We start from the raw sequence: 24,757 nt of genomic DNA, 5'->3' as shown, positions 1-24,757 counted from the left end.
AACGACCCGGAGGACCGCTCCCCGGGTCCACTCGAGCCACCAGGAGCGGTAACGTGGCCGTCGATCATGGGCAGGGGCCCGGGCAGTTGGAGCGGCGGGGCCGGGAACGGGGCACGAGGGTGTACGCGGTAGGCGAGCAGGACGATCACGACGACATCTTCCCGGTCATCGAGTACGGGGGTGCCGAAGGCTGCTGGGAGGCCCCCGGCGATCTGGAGCGGCGGCTGTACAAGCTGTCCCAGGTCGAGGAGAGCTACACCTACCTGCGCACCCTCGCCGAGAACGGTGTCTACCACCCGGTGCCGATCGAGCAGGCCAACCGCAACCCGGCCGAACGGCAGCCGCTCACCAGCCGGATCACCGGCTCCGACGGCGTCCCCCGCACCATCACACAGGTCTACACCGACGGTCTGCTGCCGCGCCCGCACCCGTATGTCGTCTTCGAGTTCATCACCCTGGGCACCCTCGCCCACATCCTGCCGCCCGAGGTGGACGTGCTGGTCGTCAACGCGGCGACGCCCTGCCAGGAGATGTTCCAGGTGGACGACGAGGAGCGGGAGGTGTGGGCGGATCTGCACGAGGAGCTGTTCGACCCGCAGGTGCTCACCGACCGGCTCGTCACCCGCCGCACCGGTGCCCCGGAGCCAGGGCCGCTGCTGCACGGTCTCGCCTGCGGAGCGCACCTGTGCTACGGCAACGGCGACCCCTGGAACACCCTGGACTGGCACGGCGCCGGCTACAGCGCCGAGGTCGAGCGGCTGGAGGAGAGCTGGGGGGTCTCCAGCCGGGAGGACTGGCTCGAGACCCAGCAGCGGCTGCTGGAGTGCGAGGTCAGCCCCTGGTTCTGGGATTTCGTGCTGGGTGCGCGGCAGGCGCTGGACCGGGAGCGGGGCGCGAGCGGCGGCCGTGGACCGGTGGACGCCGGGCTGTGGCGGGACTGTGTGGAGGCCACCCTGCGGCGCGCCGTCGAGGCGCCCGAGGGGCCGGAATTCGAGCAGTTCCTTGGGGAGATGCGCGAGATGGTCGGCAAGATCCTGCGCTACGAGGCGCGGTTCCGCGCCGACGGGCTGCTCGGCTCCGACGAGGTGGTCCGTACGGTCGCGGCCTGGGACCTGGGACGGGCCTCCAAGATGGCACGCTGGGGCCGGGGTGCCCGCTATGCGACCCGGGCGGAGATGTACGACGCTCTCGAGCGGGTGAGCGCGGGCGTACGGAGCAGCTACCGCTCCTGGGCGGAGTTCTCGGCGGCGTATGTGATGGGCCGCTGTCTGCACTTCGACGAGGAGCGGTTCGGTGAGTGGTACACCGAGGTGCTGGAGGCGCACCACGCGCTGCTGCGGGCGCCGGGCAGCCCGTGGAACACGGTGCCGTTCCAGCTGCCGGGCTGATCGCGCTCCGGGCCGGTCGCACAGGCGACCGGCCCCCGTGCGCGTCGGTGGGTCAGCGGCCTTCCGGCCGCTCCAGCGCCACCTTCGGCAGCCGTGCGGCGAGCGGTGCCGGAAGCCACCAGGCGCGACGGCCGAGCAGTTGCATCGCGGCGGGCACGATCAGGCAGCGGATGACCAGTGCGTCCACCAGAATCGCCACCGCGAGGCCCAGCCCGAACTGCTGCAGCATGCGACTGGGGCTGAGCACAAAGGCGGCGAAGACCACGATCATGATGGCCGCGGCCGCGGTGATCACTTTGCCGGTGGCGGCCAAGCCCTCGCGTACGGCGTGGTCGTGCTCCTTCGTGCGCATCCACTCCTCGTGGATGCGGGAGATCAGAAAGACCTCGTAGTCCATCGACAGCCCGAAGACGATTGCGAAGATCATCACCGGGATGAACGCCTCGACGGGCCCGGGCTGCACCCCGAACCAGCCTTCCTGGAAGACCGGCGTGACCACACCCAGCGCGGCGGAGATGCTCAGCAGGTTCAGCACGGCCGCCTTGAGCGGGATCAGCACCGAACGGAAGACCGCCACCAGCAGCAGTGACGACATCCCGACGACGATCGCCACGAACAGCGGCATCCGTTCGGCGACACTGTCGGCGAAGTCCTGCGTGGCGGCGGTCGGTCCGCCGACCAGAGCCTCGGCACCTGTCTGCCGTTCCAGCGGTGGCAGTACATCGTCCCGGAGCCGGTGCACGAGTTCGGTGGTGCCCTCGTCCTGCGGCGCGGTCTTAGGAAAGACGACGACCGTGGCGGGCCCTCCGTTCTTCGAGGGCAGTACGGGAGTGGTCGCGGCGACGCCGTCGGCCTCGGCGACGGCGGTGCGGATCGCCCGGCCGTCCGCCCTGTCACCGTCCACGACGAGGATCAGCGGACCGTTGAAGCCGGGGCCGAAGCCCTCAGCCAGCAGGTCGTACGCCTGTCTGCTGGTCGTGGTGCGCGCGTCGTTGCCCGCGTCCGAGAAGCCGAGCCGGATGCCGAGTGCGGGCGCTGACAGGGCGAGGAGGGCGATGAGCGCGGCGAGCAGCGCGGGCAGCGGGCGGCGCTGAACCGCGGCCGCCAACTGCCGCCATCGGGCTCCATCTTCCTTTCCCTTGGCCGCGGACTTCTCGGCGCGCCCGAGCACCTGGCGCTGGATTCGCCGCCCGAACAGCGCGAGCAGCGCGGGCAGCAGGATCAGCGAGGCCGCCATGGTGGCCAGCACTGTCAGCGCCACCGCCAGGGCGACGCCCTGCAGCGAGCCGAGGCCGAGTGCGATCAGGCCGAGCATTGCGGTGATCACTGTGCAGCCGGCGAAGAAGACCGTCCGGCCCGCGGAGTCCACAGCGAGCAGGGCCGCGCTCTCGGAGTCCGCGCCACGGGTGAGTTCGTGCCGGTAGCGGTAGAAGATCAGGAGGGCGTAGTCGACACCCACGCCGAGACCGATCAGCATCATGATCGGCGGGGTGAAGTCGGCGACGGTGAACGCATGGGAGGCCAGAGCGACCAGCCCGACCGCACCGCCCACCGCGAACAGCGCGGTCAGCAGCGGCAGTGCGGCCGCGATCAGCGAGCCGAAAAGCAGTACGAGGATCACGAGTGCGGCGAGCAGGCCCGCCCCTTCCGCCGAGCCGCCCCCTTCCTCCTCGGCGCCGCGCACGGCCTCGCCGCCGAGTTCGACGCGCAGACCGTCTCCGGCGGCGGACCGGGCGGTGTCGATGATTCTTGTGATGTCGGCCTTGGGAACGTGCTGCGCCTTGTCCTCCAGTGTCACCGTGGCATAGCCGATCGTGCCGTCCTCGGAGACGGCCGAGGCGTCGGCGTAGGGGCTGCGCACCTCGGCGACGCCGGACAGGTCGCGTACCCGGCCGAGCATCTGCCGCACCGCCGGCTCGCGCTCGAGGATGCCCGCGCGGTCCTCGAGAACGATCTGGATGCTGTCCCCCGCCTGCGACGAGCCGTGCCGCTCGAGCAGATCGGTCGCGGCCTGGGAATCGGTGCCGGGCAGTGTGAAGTCGTTGCGGTAGTCGCTGCCTGCTGCCTGCGAGCCGAGTGTGATCGCGGCCAGCACGACCACCCACAGCAGCACAGCGCCCCAGCGATGGCGCTGGGACCAGCCGGCGAGCCGACCGAAGACGCCGCGCTGAGAGGCAGCGGCGGACCGGTCGGAGGGTCCGGTCGCGGGTATGCCGCGCAAGGGGGACATGCTCACCGGCCCCCCTTCCGGCACATCGGACGACCCGTCCGGCGCGCACCGATCACCGCACCGGCGAGCGCGCTGAGGACCGGTACGACGATGAAGGCGGCCAGCAGCGTGCTGCTGCCGTCCACATCGAGGGTCCGGTCGAGGACGAAGGTGAAGAACGCGCCCACCGTCTCGGTCAGCAGAAAGCCCGCGGCTCCGCCGAGCAGAAACCCCAGTATGACGGCCGGGGCCTTGGCGTACAGGAACGGAATTCTCATGGACGGAGCGTGCGGGGAAGGTTCGCCCGCGGACATCGGTCTCCGGCGGGCATCCGCGCTACGCCAGTGGTTGCGGCCGGGCGAGCCCGGCTACCCCAGGGGTTGCGGCTCCGGCAGCGGGGCCGGCGAGGTCACCCCGCGAGCCAGCCAGGACTGACCATCCCTAGCTCGTAGGCCAGGACGACGAGTTGGGAACGGTCACGTACGTCCAGCTTCGACATGATGCGGCTGACGTGGGTCTTGGCGGTGGCCGGGCTCAGCACCAGCCGCCCGGCGATCTCGTCGTTGGTCAGCCCGGACGCGACCAGCTCCATCACCTCGCGCTCCCGCTCCGTCAGCGCGTTCAGACGCGGACTGGCCTCGGGCGCCCTGACCCGGCGGGCGAACTCGGCGATCAGCCGACGGGTGACGGAAGGACTGATCAGCGCATCACCGCGGGCGGCGACCCGTACCGCCTGCACCAGTTCCTCGGGTTCGGTGTCCTTCACGAGGAAGCCGGTGACGCCCGCCCGCAGGGCCCCGTAGATGTAGTCGTCCAGGTCGAAGGTCGTCAGGATGACCACCCGCACCTCGGCGAGCCGGCGGTCGGCGGCGATACGGCGGGATGCCTCCAGGCCGTCCACCTCCGGCATCCGGATGTCCATCAGGACGACGTCGGGACGCAGTTGACGACAGGCGGTCACGGCAGCCTCGCCGTCGCCCGCCTCGCCGACCACGGTGATGTCGTCCTCGTCCTCCAGGATCGAACGGAATCCGGCACGGACCAGCCGTTGGTCGTCGGCCAGCAGGACCTCGATCATGAGAAGCCGGCTCCGATCGTCAGGTGACCCGACCGCCGGGTCCGATCATCAATGCGCGTACGGAATACGGGCGGTGACGGCGAATCCGCCGTTCGGCCCCGGCTCCGCGGCAAGTTCACCGCCGAGCATAGCCGCCCGCTCCCGCATCCCGGCGATGCCACTGCCCCTGGTACTGCCGTGGCTCGCGGCCCTTCGGTCCAGCGCACCCGTCACCTTCCCGTCGTCCTCGACCGCCAGTGCGAGCTCCCGCTCCCCGAAATCGAGGCGTACGTCCACCGAGGTGGCCCCGGCCGCATGCCGGGTCACGTTGGTCAGCGCCTCCTGCACGATCCGGAACGCCGCGAGATCGACCGCGGCGGGAAGTTGCCTTGCCCTGCCCTGGCTGTGCACTCGCACGTCGAGCCCCGTCGGCTTGGCCGAGGCCACCAGATCGTCCAGGCGGGCGAGACCCGGCGCCGGCTGCGTCGGCGCCGCCTCGTCGACTTGGCGCAGCACCCCGAGCGTGGCGCGCAGTTCCCGCAGCGCATCCCGGCTGTTCTCCTTGATCGCGGCCAGGGCTTCCTCGGCCTCCCCCGGGTGCTTCTGGAGCCGGTGCAGGGAGGCGCCTGCCTGCACGTTGATGAGGGAGATCCGGTGCCCGATGACGTCATGCAACTCGCGTGCGATCCGCAGCCGTTCCTCGGTGACCCGGCGTCGCGCCGCCTCCTCCGCATAGGCGAACCGCCTGTGCCGCATCGTTCCGAGCGCCACCACAGCAACCAGCCAGCCGGTGAGCATGAAGACGGCGACACTGTTGATGTCGTTGTTCCCGGCAAGCGCCCCGATGCCCACCCCGATGACGACAACGGCGGCGAGCGCGAGGGCCGCCTGCAACCGGCCCTCGGCGGCGACGGAATAGAGCGCGATGATCACGGCGACCACCAGCGGGCCGTCGTACGTGCTGGTGACGTAGTACAAGGCGGTGGCGGCCAGGACGAACACCGTCACGGCCACCGGATACCGACGCCGCACGTACAGTGCCCCGCACACGGCTCCGGTCAGCAGCCAGCCCAGGATGGTCACGGGCCAGGGCTCCGCCGGTTCGCGTATCAGTGGCGCCGATCCCCAGACGGCGCCCAGCAGCAGCACACCGCAAGCCGGCACCACATCCGCTGTGCGGCCGTCCGGCAGCCGCAGCCGATGCGTGGTCTCACGTGCCATGCGGCCAGCCTAAGCAGCCGCGGTGACAGCGGAGTCGGCCGGACGGCCGAACCGCGCGGGAGGAACCCGCAACCACGGAGGTACGGCTGCCCGGCACCGCCACAACCCCAGTGGTAGAGCAGTTGCCCGCCCGGGGGCGACGCCCCGGGCCGAGCCGGACGGCCATTCTCGGCGGCATGAACATGTACGAGCACAAGCACTCGGCCCCGCCACTGCTGCGGCGCCCGGACTGGCCGGTGGTGATCGGGCTGGCGGTTGTCGCGCTGGTCAGGCCGCTGTTCTCGATCACAGGGCTGAGCGGCAGCCTCGGCAGACCCGCCACCCCACTGATTCTCACGGCCGCCATCTCCGTGCTGTGGGTCGGCGCCGGTGTCCTGAGCCGAGTGCGCGAGCCGCTGCCGACCCTCGTCGCCGCCGGTCTCGCCTACGCGCTCGGCACCCTCGTGCTCAGCGGGGTGCTCTCGCCGCTCCTCGACGGCGAGTTGGCCGGCCCACTGGCCCGTCCGCAGTCGATCGTGCCGCTCTTCGCCGTCAACGCCGCGTGGGGTGCTCTGTGCGGCGTCTGCGCCGTGGGCCTGCGCAGAGCTCGCGCACGCGGCCGTTGAGGGCCACCGCCCATCGCCGTACAGGAGCCGGTCTGCCGCCGGGCGTCCGCGTCAGTCCCGTACCGCGGCGACCGCCTCGATCTCGACCAGCTGGTCGGTGTAGCCGAGCACGGTGACGCCCAGCAGCGTGCTGGGGACGGCGTGGTCGCCCATGGCGTCGCGGTAGACCGCCCAGGCCGCACCCAGGTCCTCCTGCCGGCTGGAGGCGACCAGGACCCTGGTGCTGATCAGGTCCGTGAGGTCGGCGCCCGCCTCGCCGAGCGCGGTGCGCAGGTTGGCGACCGCCTGGGCGGCCTGGCCCGCGTAGTCGCCGACGGGGGTGACGATGCCGTCGGCGTCCAGCGGGCAGGCCCCCGCGAGGAAGATCAGCCGGGCATCGGCCGGTGCCGTGGCCGCATAGGCGTATTCGGCCACGTCGGAGAGGGTGTTGGAACGGACCAGAGTGACGGCTCGGGGCACGGGGTTCCCTTCGGGAGGTCCGGGTGGGTTCCCCCGAACCTCAACGCAGCGGCCGGGCCCGCGCAACCGGTTATCCGCACCGGCCGAAGGGGCCTCAGCCGCCCAGTCCCCGCTTGAGGCGCCCGATCAGGTCCGCGTCGCAGAAGTCCAGGAAGCCCCGCGGGTCGGGGCCCGCGTTCATCAGGACCAGCCTGTCGAAGCCGGCGTCGGCGAACGGCTTGGCCACCTCCAGATACCGCTCGGGGTCGTTGCCGCAGGCGAAGCGCTGCCTGATGTCCTCCTCGCGGACGTGCGCGGTGGCGGCCTCGAAGTTGACCGGGTTGGGAAGCTCGCTCATCACCTTCCAGCCGGCCAGCGCCCACCGGAAGTATTTGAGCGCGGACTGGGCAGCCTCGCTCTCGCTCTCCGCCCATGCCGTCGGCACCTCGGCGTAGCCGGGTCCTGTGCCGCCGGCCTCCCGGTAGGCGCGTACGATCTCGGGTTTCTCCTCGGTGGCGAAGATGCCGTCGCCGAGTTCGGCGGCGATCCGGGAGGAGGCGGGTCCGCCGGCGGCGACGGCCATCAGGGGCGGCTCGGGCGGCAGGTCGAAGACGCAGGCGTCCTCCAGACGCAGGTACTTCCCCTCGTAGGAGCGGTAGCCGCCCTGCCACAGCAGGCGGATGATCTCCAGCGCCTCCCGGAACCTCGCGTGCCGCTCGGCGACGGCGGGCCAGCCGGTGCCGATCACATGCTCGTTCAAACGTTCGCCGGAGCCCACACCGAGGACGAAGCGGCCCTCGGAGACGAGCGCCATCGTCGCGGCGGCCTGGGCGACGATGGCCGGGTGGTACCGCATGCTGGGGCAGGTGACGCCGGTGACCAGCTGGATGCGCTCCGTCCTGGCAGCGATGGCGCCGAGCACGCTCCAGGTGAAGGCGGAGTGGCCCTGGTCGTCCAGCCACGGGTGGTAGTGGTCGCTCATCTCGACGAAGTCGAATCCGGCGGCCTCGGCAGCGATGGCCTGGCGGATCAGTTCCTGGGGGCCGTACTGCTCGGTGGCGAGCTTGTAGCCGATCTGCATGTGTACTGCTCCTTGGTCGCTCTCCCCCCTCGGGTACCTCCACGTCCTCTCGCACACTCGCACCGTTCCACCGCCGCCGAAGGGTGTGACACGGCCGATGCTGGGAACCGCCGGGTACCGACACCTCCGTGCGAAGGAGACCGGGCATGGACACACTCTCGGACCTGTCGGTGCTGGTGACAGGCGGTTCCCGAGGGCTGGGACTGCTGCTGGCCCGCCAGTGTGTGGAACGGCGCTGCGACGTGACCATCGCCGCGCGCCACGAGGAGGAGCTCGACCGCGCTGTCGGACTGCTGCGCCGCAGGGCCCGGGACACCGAGGTGACCGGGCGGGTGTGCGACGTGACCGACCGGGCCGCCGTCCACGAACTGGTGGAGAACACCGCGGCAGCCCAGCGGGGACTGGACGTGGTGATAGCCAACGCCGGGAACATCCAGGTGGGGCCCGCTGAGGAGTCCGGCACCGAGGCGTTCCGGAGCGCGATGGAGACGATGTTCTTCGGCGCGCTGCACACCGCGATGGAGTCGCTGCCGCAGCTGCGGGAGAGCCCGGCGGGCGGCCGGCTCGGGCTGATCGGTTCGGTCGGCGGGCTGCTCCCGGTGCCCCATCTGGTGCCGTACTCGTGCGCGAAGTCCGCCATCGCGGCGCTGGCGGAAGGGCTGCGCGCCGAACAGGCCGAGCACGGGGTCAGCGTCACCGCAGTCCATCCCGGACTGATGCGGACCGGCTCGCACCGCCAGGTGGAGCTGTCCGGCGACAAGGGCAAGGAGTTCGCCTGGTTCGCCACGCTTGCGGGACTGCCGGGTCTGTCCATGGACGCGCTGGAGGCCGCCGAACGCATCATCCGAGCGCTCGAACACCGCCGTACCAGGGTGGTCCTCACCCCGGCGGCGCAGCTCGGCGCGAAAGCGTACGGGGTGGCGCCGACGCTGGTCACCCGCACCAATGAGCTGGTGGCGCGGATGATGCCGGGGCCGGAGCCGTCCGGCCGCGAGGGGCGCTCGCGCTGGCAGTCGGCGGTCAGCGCGATGAACGACCGCGCGGCCAAGCGGCTGAATCAAATGGGTGCCTGAATTGCGCCCCGAAGGGATCTGGAGGGACACATGAGGGCTCTCACCTATCAAGGCAAGCGCAACGTCAGCGTGGAGACGGTGCCCGACCCGGAGATCACGGAACCGGACGACATCCTGCTCCGGGTCACCACCAGTGGGATCTGCGGCTCCGACCTCCATCTGTACGAGGTGCTCGGGCCGTTCCTCGACGAGGGCGACATCCTCGGCCACGAACCGATGGGGGTGGTGGAGGACGTGGGCCCGGAAGTGGCGGCGCTCTCCCCCGGGGACCGGGTCGTGGTGCCGTTCAACGTGAGCTGCGGCACCTGCTGGATGTGCCGCCAGGGGCTCCAGTCGCAGTGCGAGACCACCCAGGTGCACGAGTACGACAGCGGCGCCGCCCTGTTCGGCTACAGCAAGATGTACGGCCAGGTGCCGGGCGGCCAGGCGGAGTTCATGCGGGTCCCGTTCGGCAACCACCTGCCGATCAAGGTGCCGGACGGGCCGCCGGACGAGCGGTTCGTCTATCTGTCCGACGTCCTGCCGACGGCCTGGCAGGCAGTGGCGTACGCCGACATCCCCAAGGGCGGCAGTGTCACCGTGCTGGGTCTCGGACCCATCGGCGACATGGCGACCCGGATCGCGCAGCACCAGGGCGCGGAGCTGGTCATCGGCGTAGACCTGGTGCCCGAGCGGCTGGAGCGGGCCCGTGCGCGCGGTGTGCACACCCTCGACCTGCGCGAGCACCACGACCTCGGTGCCGCCGTACGGGAGCTGACGCAGGGCCGGGGCACGGACGCGGCCATCGACGCCGTCGGTATGGAGGCGCACGGCGCGCCCGTCGCCAAGGCCGCGCACCAGGCGGTCGGCCTGCTGCCGGACGCGCTGGGCGCCAAGATGATGCAGCGGGCCGGTGTCGACCGGCTGGCCGCGCTCAACGCGGCGTTCGACGTCGTACGGCGCGGCGGCACCGTGTCGGTCTCAGGCATCTACGGGGGCGCCACCGATCCGCTGCCGATGCTGAAGCTGTTCGACAAGCAGATCCAACTGCGGATGGGCCAGGCGAACGTCCGCAACTGGGTGGACGACATCCTGCCGCTGCTCACCGATGAGGACCCGCTGGGTGTCGACCACTTCGCCACGCATGCGCTGTCGCTGGAGCAGGCGCCGAGTGCCTACGGCACGTTTCAGCGCAAGGAGGACGGCATGGTGAAAGCCCTCTTGAAGCCCTCGGCAACGTGATTGCTGGGGAGGGGCTGCCCCTGCCCGGCCGCTGCAGTCTGCGGGTTGGTTGTGGTTGTTCACGCGGTTCCCCGCGCCCCCCTGACGGGGCGCACCTCCCGCTGTGCTTGGGAGGTCTGCGCCAGAGGCGTAGGGCTGGCAAGCGCAGCCCCCCGTGCGGGGTACGCAAGACATGGTGCTATCGCATATCGCGGAGGCGGCGGAATTTGCCGACCGAGCGCTCGATGGTTTCCGGGTCGACGACGTGGGCCTCGACCGTCACACCGATGCCCTCCTTGACGCGGCGGACCACGGTTTCCGCCGCATCCGCCCGCTGGGCATCAGTGGCCGCCGCCCGCGCCTCCACCACCACGGTGAGGTGCTCCATCCGGCCCCGCCGGGTGAGTTGGAGCTGAAAATGCGGGGCCACAGCCGGTGTGGCCAGCACGATTTCCTCGATCTGGCTGGGGAAGACATTCACCCCGCGCAGGATGATCATGTCGTCACTGCGACCGGTGATCTTCTCGATACGGCGGAAGGCGGCCCGAGCCGTCCCCGGCAGCAGCCGGGTCAGATCCCGGGTGCGGTACCGGATGACGGGCAGCGCCTCCTTGGTGAGCGTCGTCAGCACCAACTCGCCGCGCTCGCCCTGGGTCTGCGGCTGCTCCCCCAGCGGGTCGACGATCTCCGGGTAGAAATGGTCCTCCCACAGGTGGAGTCCGTCCTTGGTCTCCACGCGCTCCTGGGCGACGCCCGGGCCCATCACCTCCGAGAGCCCGTAGATGTCCACGGCGTGCATGTCGAAGCGTTCTTCGAGCTCGCGGCGCATCGCTTCCGTCCACGGTTCGGCCCCGAAGATGCCGACCCGTAGCGAGGTGGTGCGCGGGTCGATCCCCTGCCGCTCGAACTCGTCCAGCAGCGTGAGCATGTACGTGGGGGTCACCATGATGATCTCGGGCCGGAAGTCCTGGATGAGCCGCACCTGTCTCTCCGTCATCCCGCCGGAGGCCGGGATGACGGTGCAGCCGGCGCGCTCGGCGCCGTAATGCGCTCCCAGCCCGCCCGTGAACAGCCCGTACCCGTACGAGATGTGCACCTTGTGGCCCGGCCGCCCGCCCGCGGCACGGATGCAGCGCGCCACCAGATCCGCCCAGGTGTCCAGGTCGCGCTGGGTGTACCCGACGACGGTCGGGCGCCCGGTCGAGCCGCTGGAGGCGTGGATACGGCGTACGTCCTCCATGGGCACGCCGAACATCCCGAACGGGTAGGTGTCGCGCAGGTCGGCCTTGGTGGTGAACGGGAACTTCGCCAGATCGTCGAGGGTGCGGCAGTCCTCGGGTCGCACCCCTGCCGCGTCGAACTTCTTGCGGTACAGCTCCACGTCCTCATACGCGTGCCGCAGTGTGCTGCGCAGCCGCTCCAGTTGGAGCCGCCGCAACTCGTCCGTGCTCAGCAGCTCACCGTCGTCCAGCAGTTCGTCCATCTCGCCGTCCCCGTTCACTTCACCGGCGTCGCCGTACGGCTGCGTCCCCGGAACTCCGCGATCACCTGTTCGCCGCACGCCACGGTGACGTCGTAGATCCCGCTGCGGCCGTATCGCGTGCGCTCCTGCGCCACGGCCAGCAACTCGTCACCCTCCCAGGCAGGCGCCACAAAGGTGATGTCCGCCCCTGCCGCCACCGTCACCGGGCCATGGCTGTTGCAGGCGCAGGCGAAAGCGGTGTCGGCGAGGAGGAAGAGATAGCCGCCGTGGGCCGTCCCATGGCCGTTGACCATGTCGGCCCTGACCCGCATCCGCACGGTCGCAAATCCCTCACCCGCTTCGATGAGGCCGATGCCCAGCGCGGCGGAGGCCCGGTCGGCACCGAGCATCGCGGCCACGGACCGGGACCCGGTTCCCGCACCGTTCCCCACCTGCGACCTCCCGCCTCCGGCAGACACCGACCGACCATTCGGTGCGCCCAGTAATCCAGCGCGGGGTCCGGCCTGTCAAGACGGCTGCAGTGCTCTCTTCGGCAACCCGCTCGTTTCCATCCGCGACCGGGAACCAAACAGCCGCGAAACGGCGTGGAACGACACGTTCAGGTGTTCGTGCCCCGACTGTTCCGGCGGCGGGGGGAACGGCCGGCGATACGGGTGGAGGAGAACGGCGGGCAATGGCTCTGACCTTGGAGACAGCCGCGATGCGTGCGGGGGACGGAAACCCGGGCGCGCTGCTGGGCGAGTTCCGGCGCACCGCGGTGCTGGTGCCGACGGGCGGCCAGAACGCAGGTCAGCTGCTGACCCGGTCCCTCGGCGGGGTGCGCTGGATTCTGGCGTTCACCGACGAGGCCGCGCTGGCCCGGTTCGCGCGGGAGCCGGGCAGCGGCGGCTCACCGGGCGCCGAGTGGCCGTATGTGTCCGTACTGGGTGCCCGGCTGCTGGACGCCGTGATCCCGGCGCTGGCCGGCCCCACCGGCGTGGCCGTCGACATCGCCGACCAGGACGGCTCCATGCTCTTCCCGCCCGTGCCGGGCATCGTGCCGGACAAGGTGGCCGTGGGCGGAACCGGCGACACCAAGAGGCAGCCGGTCTGATGGGCAGCGGCGGCGGCAAGGACGACGGCGTCAACTGGAACAAGGAGTCCCTCGGCCTCATCGAGAAGGGCCTCAAAGGCGCCATCGACGAACTGAAGGCATCCGGCAGTTCCGCGACCTCCTCCCTCCAGGGCGCCGGTTTCGAAGAGCTGTCCCTCACCGGGATGGAGGCCGGGCACGGCGGAGTGGCCGTCGACTTCGAGGACTTCTGCGAGAAGTGGGAGTGGGGCGTACGCGCCCTGGTGCAGAACGCCAACGGGCTGGCCGAACGGCTGGGCCTGTCGGCGGGCATGGCCTACGAGGAGGACCAGTACGCGGCGGGAGCGCTGAAGGTGGGCCTCAACTCCATTCTGGTGACCGGCAATCCGCATGCCACGGAGGAGGAGATCGCCCAGCAGGGCTGGGGCGACATCGTGAAGCCGGACGCACCGGACTGGAGCAGGGAGTCCTGGGACAAGGCGGGCGAGGACATCAAGCAGGACTGGAAGGACACCGGCCGGGAGCTCACCACCAAGGGCCGGGGCGGAATGTACATGGACATGGCGCAGGACGCCGCCGGTTTGAGTGATGAGCAGATCGAGGCCGAGCGGGACGAGTGGTTCGGCCCGTCGCCGGAAGAGCGAGCGACGGCGCAGCAGCAAGGGGGTCAGGGCTGATGGGCTGGGATCTGGTCCCGGACTCGTGGGAGGACAAGGCCGAGGATCTGACCGAGAAGGTCGGTGACGGCGTCGAGGGGTTCGGCAACTGGACGGCCGACCGAATGGACGACGCCGGCTGGGAGTCCGGCGGGGACTGGGTTCGGGACAAGTCACGCTCCGCAGCGAACGCGATGGGTGCCGAGACGGCCGAGTTCCAGCTGGACGAGACCGAGGACCCCAAGAAGCTGGTCTTCGGCAGCCCCAGCAAGATCCGCGCCACCGCCACACATCTGAGGAACTTCAAGACCGCCTTCGACAAGGTCGTCAAGGGCCTCAAGGGTCTGCACAAGGGGACGCTCAAGGGCAAGGCCGCCGACGCGTTCTGGGAGAAGGTCGGCCTGGAGCCCGCCAAGTGGATCAAGGCGGCCGACGCCTGCGAGAAGGCGGCAGGTGCCCTGGAGGACTTCGCCCACACCGTGGAGTGGGCCCAGGGCCAGGCCCGGGAGGCGGTCGCCCAGTACAAGGACGACAAGAAGGACGAGGCCGAGGAGACACTGCAGGAGGCACGCACCCAGCGCAACACCGCCGCCGCCCGCGCCCAGAAGGCGATCAAGGCGGCCCGGGACGCGGCCCCGCCCAAGCCCGACTACTGGGACCAGGCCGGCGACGGCCTCGAAGGGCTGAAGCTGGACGCCGTCCACGTGTCCGGCGGCATCGTCAAAGGCACCGCGGGGGTGATCAACTTCGTCCGCAGCGTCAACCCCGCCGACCCCTACAACCTCACCCACCCCGCCGAATACGTCACCAACCTCAACTCCACCGTCACCGGCCTGGCCCGGGTGGCCAACGACCCGGCCGGCGCCGGGAAGCGGATGTGGGACGCCTTCCAGAAGGACCCCGCGGAAGGCACGGGCCGCCTCATTCCCGAACTCCTCGGCACCAAGGGCGCAGGAGCCGCGATAAAAGCCGGGCGGGCGGGAAAGCTGGCCGGCCTCGCGGACGACCTGCCCGGCGGACGAGGCGCCCTCGATGGCAAGGGCGCGGAGGCCGCCGCCAGAGGTGCGAAGGAAACCCCGTGCAAGGGAACCGACCCGGTGGACCTGGCGACGGGTCGGATGTATCTGCCGCAGACCGATCTGTCCCTGCCCGGCTCCCTGCCGCTGGCGTTCACCCGTCGCGCGGAGTCCGGCTACCGGCTCGGCCACTGGTTCGGCCCGTCCTGGACCTCGACGCTGGACCAGCGCCTGGAGATCGACGCCGAGGGCGTCGTCTTCGTGGGCGATGACGGCCGGCTGCTGGCCTTCCCCCACCCGGCGCCCGGGGTCCCCACACTGCCGACGGCCGGTCCGGTGCGGATGCGGCTGGAGCGCACACCGGACCTCGGCTACACGCTCACCGACCCGGACACCGGCTGGGTGCGGCACTTCGGGCCCGCCCAGGGCGGGCCGGGCTCCGAGGACGACGGTGTCGCGCGGATCGAGCAGCTCACCGACCGCAACGCCCACAGCATCACCTTCGAGTACGACGCACAGACCGGCGCGCCCTCCCGTCTCGTCCACAGCGGCGGCTACGCGGTGGCGCTGACCGTCGAGGACGACCGGGTGGCGGCGCTGTCCCTCGCGGACGCGGACGGCGGCACAACGGTGATGCGCTACGGCTACACCGACGGCGATCTGACCGAGGTCACCAACTCCTCGGGCCGCCCGCTGCGCTTCGAGTACGACGACGAGCAGCGGATCATCGCCTGGACCGACACCAACGGCCGCCGCTACGACTACGTCTACGACAACCTGCACCGCGTCATCGCCGAAGGCGGCACCGCGGGCCATATGCAGATCCGTATCGACTACGACGGCACCGACGAGGCCACCGGCCACCGGGTCACCACGGTGACGACGCGCGACGGACACGCGACCCGCCACCTGTTCGACGAGCGTGGCCACTCCATGGGCCAGATCGATCCGCTGGGCCACCGCACCCGCATCGAACGGGACCCGCACAACCGGCCGCTGTCGCACACCGACACGCTGGGCCGGACCACGACGCTGGGTTACGACGCGGGAGGCCGCCTCGCTTCGGTCACCCACCCCGACGGTGCCACCAGCACCATCGCTCGTGACGCGCTGGGCCGCCCGGTCGCCACCACGGAGCCGGACGGATCGGTGTGGCGCCAGGAGTGGGACGGCTACGGCAACCGGATCTCGGCCACCGACCCGGCGGGCAACACGACGCGCTACACCTACGACGGCCGCGGCCACCTCGCCTCCGTCACCGATCCCCTGGGCGCGACCACCCGGGTGTACTGCGACCCGGCGGGCCTCCCCGTGGAGATCACCGACCCGCTGGGCGGTGTGACCCGCTACGAGCGCGACGCGTTCGGCCGCCCCGTACGCATCACCGATCCCACGGGCGCCGGAACCGAGCTGGAGTGGTCCGTCGAGGGACACCCTCTCCGGCGCACCGGCCCGGACGGCACGACGGAGCGCTGGGAGTGGGACGGCGAGGGCAACTGCGTACGCCACCTGAACGCGGCGGGCGCCGAGTCGGTGTACGAATACGGCGACTTCGATGTCCTGACCGCCCGCACGGACCCGGACGGGGTGCGCTACGAGTTCGCCTACGACGCCGAGCTGCGGCTGACCCGTGTCACCAACCCCCAGGGCCTGACCTGGGACTACACCTACGACCCGGTCGGCAGACTGATCGCCGAGACGGACTTCGACAACCGTACGCGCGGCTACGAGCTCGACGCCGCAGGCCAGTTGACGGCGCGGATCAACCCGCTGGGTGACCGGATCGGCTACGAGTTCGACGCCATGGGTCGGATGACCCGCAAGGACGCGGCGGGAAAGGTGACCACGTTCGCCTACGACGCGGCCGGCCGGCTGGCCGAAGCCGTCGGTCCGGACGCGGAGGTGCGCTTCCAGCGCGACAAGCTGGGACGCGTCAAGGCGGAGCTGGTCGACGGCCGGGTGGTGACCCACACCTATGACGCACTGGGCCGCCGTGTCCGCCGCACCACCCCCACCGGCGCCGTCTCCACCAGCACCTACGACGCGGCGGGCAGCCGCACCTCCCTGACGGTCAACGGCCGCACCCTCGGCTTCGGCCGCGACGCGATGGGCCGCGAGACGGAGCGCCGCATCGGTGACACGGGCCTCGCCCTCCGGCAGCTGTGGGACCCGGCCGGACGGCTGACGGACCAGGCCCTGTCCCTGGCCGGCTCCGACCCCGTCCAGCAGCGCCGCTACTCCTACCGGCCCGACGGCCACCTGACCGCCGTCGACGATCTGCTGACCGGCACCAGCACCTTCGACCTGGACGCGCTCGGCCGGGTCACGGCCGTCAACGCCCGCAACTGGACCGAGCGCTACGCCTACGACGAGGCGGGCAACCTGACGCACGCCTCCTGGCCCGCCAAGCACGCGCCGGAAGCCACCGGCGACCGCACCTACGACGGCACCCGCGTGACCACAGCGGGCAGGGTCCGCTACGAGCACGACGCGGCCGGCCGGCTCACCCTGCGTCAGAAGACCCGGCTGTCGAAGAAGCCGGACTCCTGGCGCTACACCTGGGACGCCGAGGACCAGCTGACCGAGGTCACCACCCCGGACCGCACGGTCTGGCGCTACCTGTACGACCCGCTCGGCCGCCGCACCGAGAAGCGCCGGATGGCACCCGACGGCGAGACAGTGCTGGAGCGCACGCTCTTCACCTGGGAGGGCTCGACCCTCATCGAGCAGACCACCACCGGCACCGGCTCCTCGACGCCGGTCACCCTGACCTGGGACCACGAGGGCGACACGCCGCTCAGCCAGACCGAGCGCCGCCTGGACCAGGCCACCCAGCGCGAGATCGACGCGCGCTTCTTCGCCATCGTCACCGACCTGGTCGGCACCCCGACCGAACTCGTCGACGAGAGCGGCGAGATCGCCTGGCGCAGCCGCGCCACCCTGTGGGGCACCACAGGGTGGCGCGCCGACAGCACCGCGTACACCCCGCTGCGGTTCCCTGGCCAGTACCACGACCCGGAGACGGGCCTCCATTACAACTACTTCCGCCACTACGACCCGGAGACGGCACGCTACGCGTCACCGGACCCCCTTGGTCTCGCCCCCGCGGCGAACCCGGCCGCCTACGTCCACAATCCGCAGTCCTTGGTGGACGTTCTCGGGCTCGCCCCCAAGTGCGGGCCTTCACTGATGGACCGGATCAAGGGCCTCTTCGGCAGGGGCGGAGGCGACGCGCCGACTCCCGAGCCACCTCGCGAGCCCCTGGCTCTGCCCCCTGGCCGCCCCGACATCGGCGAGCCCGCCACCCTTTATGGTCCCTACCACAGGAGGGGCTCCCCCACTCAGACCCCCGAGGTGGTGCAGCAGGTGCTGGACAGTGGTGAACTGTGGGGACGGACACCACGTACCGGCCAGGTGGAAGCGGTGCAGGCACATAACGGCCCGATCCCCCCGGAACACGGACCCGGCAGCTTCGAGTTCTATACTTCGGTTCCGCCGACAGGTTCGTCCTATATGACCGGTTACTCGACCTGGGATCTGGGCGGCCCAGGCGTCGGGCACACGTTCCACAACGGGGACGACTTCGCCCGTATCCCGGTGTTCGTCACGGAGGTGAGATGACGATGGAGCGCGTCGACGCTGCACTGCTGCGCCGCAATGCGCAGGTCGCGTATCTGGACCTGAGCACGGAGGAAGCCGTACGGCGCTGGGGCGAGCCCGAGGTCACCTGGGATGACCTCGGGCCGTGGAACACCTTCGTCTTCCGCCTCGCGGACGGGACCCTGGCGGGGCTGGTACGCGAGGTCGAGAACGCGCCGAAGCCTGGGTACTTCCTGGTCGCCGCCAATGAGGAGACCGGCACCCCGGTCGGCGTCGACACCACCGAGGCGCTGGTCGCGTTCCTCTCCGAGGCGGACTTCGACGAGAGCCGCGTGCTGGAGCGGTACCCGAACTGACCGTCAGCGGCCCGCGTGTGCGATGAACGCCGACCAGGCGGTCGGCGTGATGCAGAGGGAGGGGATGGTGGTGTCCTTGGAGTCCCGGACATGGACCGCTCCGGGGAGGGTTGCGACCTCGACGCAGTCGTCTCCTTGAGGGCTGCTGTAGCTGCTCTTGAACCAGTTGAGCTCGGTGTCATTGCTCATAGCGCTCCTCGCATTCGCTTCAGCAGGCTCAGGGAATCTGCCGGGGTCAGAGCCTGTGAGCGCAGTTTTGCATACCGCATGTGCAAGCGGCTGAGTGCGCCGTCTTCAGTGATGAGTTGACCGGTCTCTTGTCCTTCCACGTAACCAAACCACCGATGTTCGGGCGTCTCCAACAGCCGGAAGGGCCCTGCCACACCGGCATGTCCGTACGGCTGCACCAAAGGCATGACCTGGAGTTCCAGCGACGCTATGTCGGCACAAGCGATCAAATGGTCGAGCAGCTCCCGAGCCACTTCGTCCCCACCTGTGCGGCGCTCCAACACGGCTTGCTCAATGATGAAGCTGAGCGTGACCGGCCGCTTCCGAGTCAACAACTGCTGCCGTTCCAGCCGATCCGCAATCAGCTCCTCGATCTCTTCCTCCGTCGGCAACGGGGGCGTCCCTAGGATCAACGCCCGCGCGTACGCCTCGGTCTGCAAGAGCCCCGGGACCACTCGGCACTCGTAGGTGTACAGGCTGAGCGCCGTGAGCTCCATCTTGGCCAACTGGCGGAACCAGGCGGCGATGCCGTTGCCCCTCGACAGATGCTTCACGGCTTCCCTCAGGGCGCCACCCGCGTCGAAGTCCCGCTCCGCCCGTTCAATGAACCGAGGCGGCGGAAACCTCCGCCCCTGCTCGACACCCGCACACGTACTTAACGAGTAGCCGGAGCGCTCGGCCCACGCCTCCTGTGTGAAGCCCGCCCGCTTGCGCAACTGCTTCACAACGGCGCCGAATGTACAGAGACTGTCCGAACGTTCCGGCTCCCTCCCTCCACCGCCGCGCTCTTCCTCGTCCTCGTCGTAGTCGGTCACTTCCAGCCACCTCCCTGTGGCGGGGGAACGTCCCCAACTCACCCAGGGTTACGGGCCATTGCCGGTACTGTCCACACTCCGCACCCCTACGCTTGCGCAGCGTAGGGGTTGCTGATCTGGTTAAAACGGGCGCCAGGGGCCAGCGTGACGGCCATGTCTCAGCGTCAGTCACTCTCTCCGGCTCACTCGGCCACTACCGAGCGTATGTTCGTACAGCGTTTCTCCGCCACCCGGCGCGGCGCCCGCTTGGCGCGACTTCTCGCGCTGCACCAGTTCGACGCGTGGGGCATCCCCTACGGCAGCGAGCGCAGCGACAACGCGGCGGCGGTCGTCGCGGAGCTCGCCGCGAACTCGGTACTGCACGGCCGCGTACCGGGGCGTGACTTCGAACTGGCGCTCAGCCGCCCGCAGGGCTCCGTGCTCATCGAGGTGACGGACACCCTGGGCGAGGCGGCGCCCCCGGTGGCGGCACCGGAGTGCCCCCGACCCGACGAGGAGTCGGGCCGGGGCCTGCTGCTCGTCGCAGCGCTGGCGACGGAGTGGGGCGTACGCGCCCGTACGCCGGCCGCCCCTGGAAAGACGGTCTGGGCCCGGTGCCCGGCATGAGACCGCGCCCCGCAGGGGCGCGGGGAACGGCGGGACCGCCACCGGCCCCGGCCCAGGAATGACGCCGTCCCTCGCACGGCCCGTCCCGGTTGCCGGGGATCGCGGATGTACGCAGGGTGGGGAGCGACCGCCCCTGCGAGAGGAACGACCATGGCACACCTGTGCGAGCTGCGTCGGCGTGCCGGTTGGGCAGCGGCCGCGTTGATCCTGGTCGCCTCCGGGAGCGGATGCGGCGGGGACGAGGACTTCAACCTGCCGGACTGGGACGCGCCGGGCCAGAACTCCCGCGTCGGTGACCTGATGCTCAGATACGCGCACCTGGCCGAGCCGCGCGGCGGCGAACCGTGGAAGCCGGGAGACGACGTGCCCGGGTATGTGTGGGTCTACAACAAGAGTCAGAAGGACGACAAGCTGGTCGGCGCCAGTTCGCCGGTGGCTTCCTCCGTGCAGATCGTGGGGGCGGACGACACGCCCCGAGAAGAGGTGCGCCTCCCCGCGCAGAAGCTGGTCGAATTGGAGTCCGGAAAGCCTCATCTGCTCCTGCGGGGCCTGCGCAAGCAGATCCGGGGCGGCGAGTACGTCAAGATCACCCTGCGGTTCCGGGACGCCGGGTCGACCACTTTCAACATCGCTGCCCAGCGGCCGCAGTACGACAAGAGCCCGTCGCCCAGCGAGTGAGACCCGGGAGGACGGCACCGCGGGCTCGTCACTCCCGCGCGGCTCATCTCTTCCCGGGCTCCCGCCGGACCACCACATAGCCCTGCCGCGCCAAACGGCGACGGCGTTCCACGGCGGCGCGGATCAGCACCAGCAGGCGCAGGCCGATCGCCACGGGAGGAAGCGTGTACGCCAGGGTGTGCCACTTGCTGCGTTTTTCGAGCCATTTGGTCGGCCGGGGGTCCAGCCGTCCGCGGGGGTCGTAGGTCACCTCGATGCGATCGCCCTTGTCGGCCTGCTTCTTGTCGAGCGTCATCGAGTCGGGCCGCCCGGCGGCGCAGTCGAGCTTGTGTTTGTAGTCGACGGTGGTGGTCGTGTGGGTCGTTCCATCGCTCTCGGTGTAGGTGTAGGTGTGCACCTGCCGGTCGACGTCCAGCACGGTGCAGTGGGTCGACCTGCCCCGGCTGCGCAGCGTCTCGCCGTTCACGACCTCCGTCACCCCGATCACGCTCGCGGCCAGCAGCAGGCTGGTCAAGATCGCGACGAACGGCTGCGAGGGATGGGAGGGGTCGGAGAGGAAGCCGGTGCCGAAGGTCCCGAGGAACGCCACGATGACCAGGGCGTTGCCGATGAACACGCTGTGGTCCGGTTCTCCGTTGACGGCGTACGACGCACCGCTGTACGCCATCCAGAGCACCAGGAGCGGGGCGCCGACGGCCCCCATCGTATGGAAGAGCACCCTGCCTGCGCGTTGTCGCCTGGATTCGTGGACGTACACATGCACAGCAACCACCCCCTGTGACAGAGGGTTTACTCCGTCCGGGGCTCAGCCGCCAGCTTTGGCCAGCATTTCGGCGGCTTCGGTCAGCTCCTGCTCCTCCCAGCGGCGGCCCCGCGGCCCGGCTTCCAGGCTCACCGGCCGGAAGGCGGCCAGCTGCGGTACGAGACCGGCGAGGGCGTGCTGGTCGCGTCCGAGCACCTCGCGGGCGACGACCAGCGCGGACCCGGGCGGCACGTACTGGCTGAACAGCAGCTCCAGCACGGCCGGCAGACCGCCCGCGGCGAACGCGGTACGGCACTCGGCGGTCAACGGAGCGAGCCAGCGGGCGAACGCCTGATAGCGGGCGGGCTCGCCGCTGCCGTCGTCGTCCAGCGCGAAGGTGGGGCGCAGGGCCTCGACGAGCCGCTGCCCGCAGTCCGCACCGGGAATGTCCAGGTGCGGGTACTCCTTGGCGAACTCCGACCAGTCGGTGTGTTCACTCACTTCGGCCCCGAACCAGTCCAGCAGCAGCGGATTGCGGTCGAAATAGCCGTGGTCCACCCCTCGGAAGACCGCGCGCAGCAGCTCGTAAGGGAGCGAGACCTGCTCGTCCTCGGCGAGCAGTACGGCGTCGTAGAGATCTTTGGCCTCGGGGTGCATGTCGCTCGCCAGCCACAGGATCTTCCACGCCAGGGAGAGTTCACGGCTGGCAGCGCGCAACTCCAGGGTCGCGCCGCCGCCGGGCGCACCCGCGGGGCGGGGTATCGGGGTGGTCACCGCGGGCGCCGGGAGCGGTTCGTTGAAGACGAAGTCGAGCTGGACCGCACCGCCCGGCAGCCCCTCGGCCGTCCAGGGGACGACCAGGCGGCGGCCCGGCACCCGGTCGTAGGTCCAGATCTCGTCGTGGACCGCGCCCCGCGAGTCCAGCCGTACGTCCCCGTCCGCCCTGCGGGAGAGCAGGTCGGCATGGCGGGCCAGCTGCTCCAGCATCCGCTCGGTGCGCTCGTCCGCGAGCTGCCAGTCAGCCGGCTCCACCACGAAATCCAGGTCGCCGGGTTCGCGCGCGGCCGCCCCGTACCAGGCGCGCAGCAGCACGCTGCCGCGCAGCACCAGGTGTACGGCCCACGGCGAGTCGGCGACGGCCGCCAGGGCGAGGTCGAGCGCCCGGCGACGGGCCGCATACCAGCGCTCGCCGGTCGCGGGGTCGGCGAACTGAGGGTTCCCCAGCCGCATCGCGTTGGCGTAATGGACGGCCGAAGGGTCGAAGACGGCACGCTGCACGACGGCTTCGCCGGTGACGGGCCGCAGCGTGGGAGGCAGCCGGAGAAGATTGCGGGTCGCCTCGTCCGGCACCTGCTGGGGCACGGCCTTCTCGGCGGACCAGGGGCCGTGACCGAGCTCCTCCCAGGCGGACTCGTTCATGACGGCGCCCCCGTCTCTCCGCCGCCTTGGCCGATGGCCCGCTCCTCGGTGATCCACCCGGCGTCCAGCATCCGCGCGCTGTCGTGGACCACGAACTCCCTTTCCACCGAGAGGATCCGGTACGGCAACCGGGACAGCGTCGCGAGGAGCGCGTCCAGTCGCCGCTCGGCCGTCGCCTCGCCCACCGCGTGGCAGCGCTGGGTGACGAAACGCTCCGACTGCCCGTCGTCGCGGGCCCGGCGTGCGTTGCGGGAGAGGTGCGCAGTGTGCCGTACGGCGAGCCGAGCCAGCTCCGCCGTGTCGGTGTCCGGCGGCAGCAGCAGCTTCACATGGTGCTCGAAGTAGTACTCCGGGCCGAGCGTCGCGCCCTCGCTGTCGGTGGCCGGTACGCCGCGCGCCCACGGTGCGGCCTCCACCTTGACGCGGACGACCGGACAACCGGCGGCGGCCAGCTCCTCGGCCGCCGCGCGCGCCGCGGCCCGCGCGGCGCCGAGCGTGCTGTCGTCGACCGTAAAGGTGACCATGGGCTGTACGGGGGCGCGTCCCCGGTCCAGCACGATGTGCGCGTACTTCCACCCCCGTTCGGCCGCCCGACCGGCGAGGGCGCCGGTGCGGACGGACGGGCAGGAGCCGTCGACGGTCAGATGGATCTCGAACTCGCCCGCGAACGCCTCCGCGTCCGCGACCGTGGCCGTGGCCGTGGACGTGGCCGTGGACGGACAGGCGGGCACCGGGGAGGGATGGGATGCGCACACACGTCCGATCATCTCAATCCCCCGGCGCCGCCCGCTGATTCAGCCGACGCTGTCTCCGCCCCAGTCCGCGTTTCCCCGCCCTCGCGGTCGTGACCGTGGTCGCGCAGGTACGCGTGCAGGAGTCCGGAGCCCTCCAGCATGGCCGTCGTGCGCGCTGTCAGCTCCTGCGCGCGGTGGGCGAGCGCGGCGCGCAACTCGGCCGTGCTGCCGGTCTCCCGCAGACCGTCCAGGACGGTACGGATCTGGGGCAGCGGGTAGCGGCTCTGCCTGAGCAGCGCGATCAGGCGGGCGTCGCGGATCTCGGCCGGGCCGAAGCTGCGGTAGCCGGTGACCGGTTCGCGGCGCGGGGTCAGCAGCCCTGCCGACTCCCATACGCGCAGCGCGGAGCGCCGTACGGAGAGCTGGTGTGCCAGCTCCCCGATGCGCAGGACGGTGCGCGCGTGTGCCGCCTCCTCCGGGGCTCGCTCCGCCGTCGCCGTCAGCGCCTCGCTCGCCATCCGCAGGGAGCGGCGCTGCTCGTGCAGGATCGCGTGCCCTTCGTTCACCAGGGCAAGTGCGGCCCCCACGTCGCCGGCGTGTACGGCGTGCAGCATCCGCCGGGCCGGATCGAGGCCGTAGCCCTTCACCAGCGCGCGGTAGGTGAGCAGCGCCGCGCGGTGCCGTTCGGTGAAGAGGCGGTAGCCGGAGGGGGTGCGGTCGGCGGGTGGGAGGATGCAGTCCTCCTCGTAGTTGCGCACCTGCTGCGTGGAGATCCCGGCGGCGCGCGCGAGATCCACCGAGCGCAGGGTCCGCCGCCCTTGTGGCGAGGCTGCCGTCCCCATGGCAGGCACTCCTCTCTCCGGCTCTTTCCGACTCTTCGCCGGTCCTCCGGTCCTCCGGTCCTCCCGTCCTCCGGACGGCAACCTACTCCGGCGCCCGCGCCCGGGGACCTGCGGGTGCGCCTGCGACGAGAGCAGTGAGCGACGTCATCCAAGTGGGGGATTTGTGGGGGCCCGCTGTGGCGCTCCCGTTCCCCCGGGCTTCCCGGAAGGCGGACTATGCGGTCATCGGTTCCCATCC

Annotated in this window: 24 protein-coding genes; 10 read left to right on the top strand and 14 right to left on the bottom strand. The window is 70.7% G+C overall.

What is annotated here, in order from left to right:
* Positions 1 to 53: 53 nt before the first annotated feature.
* Positions 54 to 1,388, top strand: a complete 1,335-nt coding sequence (locus JW592_RS24945) for a DUF1266 domain-containing protein (RefSeq protein ID WP_307805534.1) — start codon at positions 54 to 56, stop codon at positions 1,386 to 1,388.
* Between the two features lie 52 nt (positions 1,389 to 1,440).
* Here the strand turns inward: JW592_RS24945 and JW592_RS24940 are convergent, their stop codons facing one another.
* The 4 genes from JW592_RS24940 to JW592_RS24925 all read right to left on the bottom strand — a co-directional run bounded on the left by JW592_RS24940 (position 1,441) and on the right by JW592_RS24925 (position 5,875).
* Entirely contained in the window at positions 1,441 to 3,618 is a 2,178-nt protein-coding gene (locus tag JW592_RS24940) for an MMPL family transporter (protein ID WP_209267523.1), read from the bottom strand.
* 2 nt (positions 3,619 to 3,620) lie between these two features.
* On the bottom strand, positions 3,621 to 3,875 hold the full coding sequence (locus JW592_RS24935) for a hypothetical protein (protein WP_209267469.1): 255 nt from the start codon (positions 3,873 to 3,875) through the stop codon (positions 3,621 to 3,623).
* 131 nt (positions 3,876 to 4,006) lie between these two features.
* A complete protein-coding gene (locus JW592_RS24930) occupies positions 4,007 to 4,675 on the bottom strand; it encodes a response regulator (RefSeq protein WP_209267468.1) in 669 nt (222 codons plus the stop codon).
* Positions 4,676 to 4,723: 48 nt separating this feature from the next.
* Positions 4,724 to 5,875 carry a sensor histidine kinase gene (locus JW592_RS24925; RefSeq protein WP_209267467.1) on the bottom strand — a complete coding sequence of 384 codons (1,152 nt, stop codon included), beginning with the start codon at positions 5,873 to 5,875 and terminating at the stop codon, positions 4,724 to 4,726.
* 176 nt (positions 5,876 to 6,051) lie between these two features.
* Here JW592_RS24925 and JW592_RS24920 point away from each other — a divergent pair, with 176 nt between their 5' ends.
* Positions 6,052 to 6,480: a hypothetical protein gene (locus JW592_RS24920; protein WP_209267466.1), complete on the top strand. Its 429-nt coding sequence runs from the start codon at positions 6,052 to 6,054 to the stop codon at positions 6,478 to 6,480.
* 51 nt (positions 6,481 to 6,531) lie between these two features.
* Here the strand turns inward: JW592_RS24920 and JW592_RS24915 are convergent, their stop codons facing one another.
* Both JW592_RS24915 and JW592_RS24910 read right to left on the bottom strand, forming a co-directional pair.
* A complete protein-coding gene (locus JW592_RS24915) occupies positions 6,532 to 6,939 on the bottom strand; it encodes a RidA family protein (protein WP_209267465.1) in 408 nt (135 codons plus the stop codon).
* A gap of 94 nt (positions 6,940 to 7,033) precedes the next feature.
* Entirely contained in the window at positions 7,034 to 7,999 is a 966-nt protein-coding gene (locus tag JW592_RS24910; RefSeq protein ID WP_209267464.1) for a TIGR03557 family F420-dependent LLM class oxidoreductase, read from the bottom strand.
* Positions 8,000 to 8,145: 146 nt separating this feature from the next.
* Here JW592_RS24910 and JW592_RS24905 point away from each other — a divergent pair, with 146 nt between their 5' ends.
* Both JW592_RS24905 and JW592_RS24900 read left to right on the top strand, forming a co-directional pair.
* Positions 8,146 to 9,072, top strand: a complete 927-nt coding sequence (locus JW592_RS24905) for an SDR family NAD(P)-dependent oxidoreductase (RefSeq protein WP_209267463.1) — start codon at positions 8,146 to 8,148, stop codon at positions 9,070 to 9,072.
* A gap of 30 nt (positions 9,073 to 9,102) precedes the next feature.
* Positions 9,103 to 10,293, top strand: coding sequence for a zinc-dependent alcohol dehydrogenase (locus JW592_RS24900; RefSeq protein WP_209267462.1), 1,191 nt, complete (start codon positions 9,103 to 9,105; stop codon positions 10,291 to 10,293).
* A 178-nt stretch (positions 10,294 to 10,471) separates the two neighbouring features.
* On the opposite strand, the gene paaK is transcribed toward JW592_RS24900, so the two are convergent.
* Both paaK and paaI read right to left on the bottom strand, forming a co-directional pair.
* Entirely contained in the window at positions 10,472 to 11,755 is a 1,284-nt protein-coding gene (gene paaK / locus JW592_RS24895) for a phenylacetate--CoA ligase PaaK (protein WP_209267522.1), read from the bottom strand.
* A gap of 14 nt (positions 11,756 to 11,769) precedes the next feature.
* Positions 11,770 to 12,144: a hydroxyphenylacetyl-CoA thioesterase PaaI gene (gene paaI / locus JW592_RS24890; RefSeq protein ID WP_209267521.1), complete on the bottom strand. Its 375-nt coding sequence runs from the start codon at positions 12,142 to 12,144 to the stop codon at positions 11,770 to 11,772.
* 284 nt (positions 12,145 to 12,428) lie between these two features.
* On the opposite strand from paaI, the gene JW592_RS24885 reads away from it, so the two are divergent.
* Genes JW592_RS24885 through JW592_RS24870 form a run of 4 tightly spaced genes read left to right on the top strand, consistent with a single transcriptional unit; the run spans position 12,429 to position 18,455 of the window.
* Positions 12,429 to 12,848 carry a hypothetical protein gene (locus JW592_RS24885; RefSeq protein WP_209267461.1) on the top strand — a complete coding sequence of 140 codons (420 nt, stop codon included), beginning with the start codon at positions 12,429 to 12,431 and terminating at the stop codon, positions 12,846 to 12,848.
* Positions 12,848 to 13,504 carry a hypothetical protein gene (locus JW592_RS24880; RefSeq protein WP_209267460.1) on the top strand — a complete coding sequence of 219 codons (657 nt, stop codon included), beginning with the start codon at positions 12,848 to 12,850 and terminating at the stop codon, positions 13,502 to 13,504. The genes JW592_RS24885 and JW592_RS24880 overlap by 1 nt, the downstream gene beginning before the upstream one ends.
* Positions 13,504 to 18,120, top strand: a complete 4,617-nt coding sequence (locus JW592_RS24875; RefSeq protein ID WP_209267459.1) for a putative T7SS-secreted protein — start codon at positions 13,504 to 13,506, stop codon at positions 18,118 to 18,120. The genes JW592_RS24880 and JW592_RS24875 overlap by 1 nt, the downstream gene beginning before the upstream one ends.
* Entirely contained in the window at positions 18,117 to 18,455 is a 339-nt protein-coding gene (locus JW592_RS24870; RefSeq protein ID WP_229376780.1) for a hypothetical protein, read from the top strand. The genes JW592_RS24875 and JW592_RS24870 overlap by 4 nt, the downstream gene beginning before the upstream one ends.
* Before the next feature lie 3 nt (positions 18,456 to 18,458).
* On the opposite strand, the gene JW592_RS24865 is transcribed toward JW592_RS24870, so the two are convergent.
* Positions 18,459 to 18,644, bottom strand: coding sequence for a DUF397 domain-containing protein (locus JW592_RS24865; protein WP_209267458.1), 186 nt, complete (start codon positions 18,642 to 18,644; stop codon positions 18,459 to 18,461).
* The gene (locus JW592_RS24860; RefSeq protein ID WP_209267457.1) at positions 18,641 to 19,498 is read right to left on the bottom strand and encodes a helix-turn-helix domain-containing protein; all 858 of its coding nucleotides are present in this window, start codon (positions 19,496 to 19,498) and stop codon (positions 18,641 to 18,643) included. Before JW592_RS24860 ends, JW592_RS24865 begins: the two co-directional genes overlap by 4 nt.
* A gap of 204 nt (positions 19,499 to 19,702) precedes the next feature.
* Between JW592_RS24860 and JW592_RS24855 the strand changes: the two genes are divergently transcribed.
* The gene (locus JW592_RS24855; protein WP_209267456.1) at positions 19,703 to 20,104 is read left to right on the top strand and encodes an ATP-binding protein; all 402 of its coding nucleotides are present in this window, start codon (positions 19,703 to 19,705) and stop codon (positions 20,102 to 20,104) included.
* Between the two features lie 150 nt (positions 20,105 to 20,254).
* A complete protein-coding gene (locus tag JW592_RS24850) occupies positions 20,255 to 20,782 on the top strand; it encodes a copper chaperone PCu(A)C (RefSeq protein ID WP_209267455.1) in 528 nt (175 codons plus the stop codon).
* A gap of 43 nt (positions 20,783 to 20,825) precedes the next feature.
* On the opposite strand, the gene JW592_RS24845 is transcribed toward JW592_RS24850, so the two are convergent.
* From JW592_RS24845 to JW592_RS24830, 4 genes are all read right to left on the bottom strand, one after another.
* Positions 20,826 to 21,449 (bottom strand): hypothetical protein, encoded by a 624-nt coding sequence (locus JW592_RS24845; protein ID WP_209267454.1) that lies wholly within the window; start codon positions 21,447 to 21,449, stop codon positions 20,826 to 20,828.
* Between the two features lie 138 nt (positions 21,450 to 21,587).
* Positions 21,588 to 22,943 (bottom strand): nucleotidyl transferase AbiEii/AbiGii toxin family protein, encoded by a 1,356-nt coding sequence (locus JW592_RS24840; protein ID WP_209267453.1) that lies wholly within the window; start codon positions 22,941 to 22,943, stop codon positions 21,588 to 21,590.
* Complete coding sequence (locus tag JW592_RS24835; protein ID WP_307805533.1) at positions 22,940 to 23,698, bottom strand: hypothetical protein; 759 nt, start codon at positions 23,696 to 23,698, stop codon at positions 22,940 to 22,942. Before JW592_RS24835 ends, JW592_RS24840 begins: the two co-directional genes overlap by 4 nt.
* A gap of 8 nt (positions 23,699 to 23,706) precedes the next feature.
* The gene (locus JW592_RS24830) at positions 23,707 to 24,519 is read right to left on the bottom strand and encodes a MerR family transcriptional regulator (protein WP_209267452.1); all 813 of its coding nucleotides are present in this window, start codon (positions 24,517 to 24,519) and stop codon (positions 23,707 to 23,709) included.
* Between the last annotated feature and the right edge of the window lie 238 nt (positions 24,520 to 24,757).

Source organism: Streptomyces spirodelae, from assembly GCF_017676385.1.
Taxonomy (GTDB): Bacteria; Actinomycetota; Actinomycetes; order Streptomycetales; family Streptomycetaceae; genus Streptomyces; species Streptomyces spirodelae.
The sequence above is the reverse complement of the archived record's forward strand: the minus strand, read 5'-3'. Positions and strand labels throughout refer to the sequence as shown.

Excerpts from the sequence above, each read along its gene's own strand:
- JW592_RS24880 (WP_209267460.1), top strand. The coding sequence starts at position 12,848 with ATGGGCAGCGGCGGCGGCAAGGACGACGGCGTCAACTGGAACAAGGAG.
- JW592_RS24870 (WP_229376780.1), top strand. The coding sequence starts at position 18,117 with ATGACGATGGAGCGCGTCGACGCTGCACTGCTGCGCCGCAATGCGCAG.
- JW592_RS24865 (WP_209267458.1), bottom strand. The coding sequence starts at position 18,644 with ATGAGCAATGACACCGAGCTCAACTGGTTCAAGAGCAGCTACAGCAGC.
- paaK (WP_209267522.1), bottom strand. The coding sequence starts at position 11,755 with ATGGACGAACTGCTGGACGACGGTGAGCTGCTGAGCACGGACGAGTTG.
- JW592_RS24930 (WP_209267468.1), bottom strand. The coding sequence starts at position 4,675 with ATGATCGAGGTCCTGCTGGCCGACGACCAACGGCTGGTCCGTGCCGGA.
- JW592_RS24935 (WP_209267469.1), bottom strand. The coding sequence starts at position 3,875 with ATGAGAATTCCGTTCCTGTACGCCAAGGCCCCGGCCGTCATACTGGGG.
- JW592_RS24940 (WP_209267523.1), bottom strand. The coding sequence starts at position 3,618 with ATGTCCCCCTTGCGCGGCATACCCGCGACCGGACCCTCCGACCGGTCC.
- JW592_RS24905 (WP_209267463.1), top strand. The coding sequence starts at position 8,146 with ATGGACACACTCTCGGACCTGTCGGTGCTGGTGACAGGCGGTTCCCGA.
- JW592_RS24920 (WP_209267466.1), top strand. The coding sequence starts at position 6,052 with ATGAACATGTACGAGCACAAGCACTCGGCCCCGCCACTGCTGCGGCGC.
- JW592_RS24900 (WP_209267462.1), top strand. The coding sequence starts at position 9,103 with ATGAGGGCTCTCACCTATCAAGGCAAGCGCAACGTCAGCGTGGAGACG.
- JW592_RS24845 (WP_209267454.1), bottom strand. The coding sequence starts at position 21,449 with ATGGCGTACAGCGGTGCGTCGTACGCCGTCAACGGAGAACCGGACCAC.
- JW592_RS24885 (WP_209267461.1), top strand. The coding sequence starts at position 12,429 with ATGGCTCTGACCTTGGAGACAGCCGCGATGCGTGCGGGGGACGGAAAC.
- JW592_RS24830 (WP_209267452.1), bottom strand. The coding sequence starts at position 24,519 with ATGGGGACGGCAGCCTCGCCACAAGGGCGGCGGACCCTGCGCTCGGTG.
- JW592_RS24840 (WP_209267453.1), bottom strand. The coding sequence starts at position 22,943 with ATGAACGAGTCCGCCTGGGAGGAGCTCGGTCACGGCCCCTGGTCCGCC.
- JW592_RS24855 (WP_209267456.1), top strand. The coding sequence starts at position 19,703 with ATGTTCGTACAGCGTTTCTCCGCCACCCGGCGCGGCGCCCGCTTGGCG.
- JW592_RS24875 (WP_209267459.1), top strand. The coding sequence starts at position 13,504 with ATGGGCTGGGATCTGGTCCCGGACTCGTGGGAGGACAAGGCCGAGGAT.
- JW592_RS24850 (WP_209267455.1), top strand. The coding sequence starts at position 20,255 with ATGGCACACCTGTGCGAGCTGCGTCGGCGTGCCGGTTGGGCAGCGGCC.
- JW592_RS24925 (WP_209267467.1), bottom strand. The coding sequence starts at position 5,875 with ATGGCACGTGAGACCACGCATCGGCTGCGGCTGCCGGACGGCCGCACA.
- JW592_RS24910 (WP_209267464.1), bottom strand. The coding sequence starts at position 7,999 with ATGCAGATCGGCTACAAGCTCGCCACCGAGCAGTACGGCCCCCAGGAA.
- paaI (WP_209267521.1), bottom strand. The coding sequence starts at position 12,144 with ATGCTCGGTGCCGACCGGGCCTCCGCCGCGCTGGGCATCGGCCTCATC.